General features: G+C 71.9%; 4 protein-coding genes. 3 read left to right on the top strand and 1 reads right to left on the bottom strand.

What is annotated here, in order from left to right; all coding sequences use genetic code 11:
- Positions 1–16: 16 nt before the first annotated feature.
- From ASG00_RS05105 to ASG00_RS05095, 3 genes are read left to right on the top strand one after another with little or no spacing between them, the layout of a single operon-like run.
- Positions 17–1,258: an MFS transporter gene (locus ASG00_RS05105; protein WP_056207374.1), complete on the top strand. Its 1,242-nt coding sequence runs from the start codon at positions 17–19 to the stop codon at positions 1,256–1,258.
- Positions 1,259–1,295: 37 nt separating this feature from the next.
- Complete coding sequence (locus ASG00_RS05100) at positions 1,296–1,889, top strand: sulfite oxidase-like oxidoreductase (RefSeq protein ID WP_056207372.1); 594 nt, start codon at positions 1,296–1,298, stop codon at positions 1,887–1,889.
- On the top strand, positions 1,886–2,605 hold the full coding sequence (locus tag ASG00_RS05095) for an FAD-binding oxidoreductase (RefSeq protein WP_056207371.1): 720 nt from the start codon (positions 1,886–1,888) through the stop codon (positions 2,603–2,605). Before ASG00_RS05100 ends, ASG00_RS05095 begins: the two co-directional genes overlap by 4 nt.
- Before the next feature lie 5 nt (positions 2,606–2,610).
- Here the strand turns inward: ASG00_RS05095 and ASG00_RS05090 are convergent, their stop codons facing one another.
- Complete coding sequence (locus ASG00_RS05090; protein ID WP_056207369.1) at positions 2,611–3,171, bottom strand: helix-turn-helix domain-containing protein; 561 nt, start codon at positions 3,169–3,171, stop codon at positions 2,611–2,613.
- Between the last annotated feature and the right edge of the window lie 36 nt (positions 3,172–3,207).

Raw genomic sequence — 3,207 nt, 5'->3', positions numbered from 1 at the left:
CCCTGAAGGAGCAAGGATGTCGACATCCCCGACGCCGATCGCTCGGGCGAGCCGCCGGTTCACCTACGGCTTCGCGCTCGCGATCCTGAGCGTGACCGCGATGATGGCGGGCGCCAGCGCACCCTCGCCCTTCTACTCGGTGCTCGCCGTGCGCATCGGATTCGACGCCGCCACGACCACGGTCGTGTTCGCGGTCTACGCCCTCGCCCTCCTCGCGACCCTGCTGCTCGCCGGATCGATCTCGGACTACGTCGGCCGCCGCCCCGCGATCAGTGCGGGCCTGGTGCTCCTCGCCGCCAGCGTCTTCCTCTTCTGGAACGCGCACTCGATCGCGCTCCTCATCGCGGCGCGCATCGTGCAGGGGATCGCGAGCGGACTCCTCCTCTCCGCGCTCTCGGCCGCGGTCATCGACCTCGAACCGGCGTCGCGCTCGGGGTCGGCCGCCGTGTGGAACGCCGTCGCGCCGATGGCGGGACTCGCGGTCGGCGCGGTCATCCCCGGCATCCTGCTGGATGTCACACCCGACGCCTTCACCGCGATGTTCGCGCCGCTCACGGCGCTCTACCTCGTGCTCGCCGCCCTCGTCTGGCTCGCCCCCGAGACCGCCCCGCGCCTGCCGGGAGTGCTCGCGTCGTTCCGCATCCGCATCGGCGTGCCCCGCTCGATGCGTGCACTCTTCCTCAACAGCGTTCCGGCGATCTTCGCGGGCTGGGCCACGGGCGGCCTGTTCCTCTCCCTCGGCCCCAGCATCGTGCACGCAGAGCTCGGGGTCTCGGCTCACCTGTGGCAGGGATTCGCCGTCTCGCTGCTGGCCGGCTCCGGCGCGCTCTCCGCCTTCCTCATCCGGCGCCGCAGCGCGCGGGTCGTCACGATCTACGGCACGTCGGCGCTCGCCGTCGGAACCCTGCTCACCCTCGTGGCCCTCTCGACCTCATCGCTGGTCGGCTACTTCGTCGCGGTCGCCGTCGCCGGCTCGGGCTTCGGCACCGCGTTCTTCGGGGTCATCCGCTCGCTCGCGCCGCACATCCCCGCGACCGCACGCGCCGACGTGTTCGCCGTGATCTTCATGGTGTCCTATCTCGCGATGGCGCTCCCCGTCGTCGCGGCAGGGTTCCTGGTGCAGGTGCTCGGACTCAGCGCCGTCACCTACGGCTACGGCGTCGGGGTCGCCGTGTTCGCCGCGCTCGCCGCCGTGCTGCGGCTGCGTCGCCCCGATGCGCGCGTCGAGCCCGCGGCATCCCCCGCTCTGGGAGGATAGAGCTCACCGAGCTCCGCACCCCCGACGGAGGGCCGTCATGGCGAACATCACCCGAGGTTTCACCGGCCGCCGCCGCGCCCCCGATCCGGCGGTGCCGCCCGGCCAGTACCTCACCGACGACTTCCCGGTGCTCTCGGCCGGGCCCACGCCCCGCGTCGACCCCGATGAGTGGCGCTTCAGTGTGCGCACCGAGAAGGGCTTCACGACCACCTGGACCTGGAGCGACCTCCTCGCGCTGCCGCAGGAGGAGGTGCACACCGACATCCACTGCGTCACTCGCTGGTCGAAGCTCGGCACCAGCTGGCGCGGTGTGTCGCTCGACACGATCATGGCCGCCGTCGACAGCGACTTCGCGTACGCCATGGTGCACTGCTACGGCGGGTACACGACGAACGTGCCGATGGCCGACCTTCTCGGCGGACAGGCCTGGATCGCGCATGAGTTCGACGGTCGTGCCCTCGAACCGGTGCACGGCGGCCCGGCGCGACTGCTGGTGCCGCACCTCTACTTCTGGAAGAGCGCCAAGTGGGTGCGCGGGCTCGTGATGCAGAAGAAGGATGCCCCGGGCTTCTGGGAGCAGAACGGCTACCACCGTCACGGCGATCCGTGGCGTGAAGAGCGCTACGCGTGACCTCGGACTGGTTGCCCGCCACGATCACGTCGGTGCGGCCGACCGCCTCGCACGCGGTGGTGCTCACCCTCGACGTGCCGGGGTGGGCGGGGAGCCTGCCGGGTCAGCATCTCGACGTGCGGCTTACGGCCGAGGACGGCTATCGGGCCGAGCGCTCGTACTCGCTCGCGGACAGCGGCTCGTCGACCACGATCGAGCTCGCGATCGACGAGATCCCGGACGGAGAGGTCTCGCCCTACTTCGTGCGCGACGCCCGCCCGGGTGACACCGTCGAGGTGAAGGGTCCGCTCGGCGGCTACTTCGTCTGGCACGACACCGACCCCTCACCGGTGCAGCTCATCGCCGGGGGATCGGGTGTGGTGCCCCTGCTGTCGATGGCGCGCGCCCGCGCCGCGTCGTCGTCGGCCGCGCCGATGCGTCTGCTCACCTCGGTGCGGTCGCCCGCCGACGCGCTCTACCGCGACGAGATCGCGGCGCTCGCCGCCCGGGGCATCGACGTCGACTGGATCTACACCCGCTCGGGTCCCGAGTCCTGGGCGGGTCGGGTCGGTCGGGTGGATGCCGCGGGGCTGGCCGCATCCACCCTCTCGCCGTCCGTCCGGCCGCTCGTGTTCGTGTGCGGTCCGACCCCGTTCGTCGAGGCCGTGGCCGGCATGCTCGTCGATCTCGGCCACCCGCCGCTGAGGGTGCGCACCGAGCGCTTCGGCGGCGCCTGACCGGCTCAGCCGGAGGTGCGCACGCGGGTGTGCATGCGCTCGCCGTCGCCGTTGAAGATGCTCAGCACCTCAGCGGGCGCGCCGCCTGCCGCACCCATCGCGTGCGGGGTGCGGGTGTCGAACTCGGCCGCCTCGCCCGGAGCGAGCTCGAGATCCTGGTCGCCGAGCCGCAGCCGCAGCCGCCCCGAGAGCACATAGAGCCACTCGAACCCGTCGTGCACGCGAGGGTCGGGCAGGGGCCTGTCGGCCGGGTACGTGATGCGCAGGGTCTGCACCGGCGCGCTCTCGTGCGTGAGCGGCGCGATGATCAGACCGTCGCGGCGGATCACGGGTCGCCGCACCCGCGGATCCCGATCGTGCGGCGGCAGCAGGTCGTCGATGCGGATGCCGAGGGCCCGCGTCACCGGCAGCAGCAGCTCGAGACTCGCCCCGCGCTTGCCGGATTCGAGGCGCGAGAGAGTGCTGACCGACAGCCCCGCGCGGCGGGCGAGGTCGTCGAGCGTCCAGTCGCGCGCGTGCCGTGCGGCGCGCACCCGCGGGCCGATCTGGGCGATCGCGGCATCCATCGACGCTCCTTGCTGATCTCGCAAACGAACTTGCAC

The organism is Microbacterium sp. Leaf351 (assembly GCF_001423825.1).
Lineage (GTDB): Bacteria > Actinomycetota > Actinomycetes > Actinomycetales > Microbacteriaceae > Microbacterium > Microbacterium ginsengisoli.
This window is presented reverse-complemented; position numbering and strand designations above follow the sequence as displayed.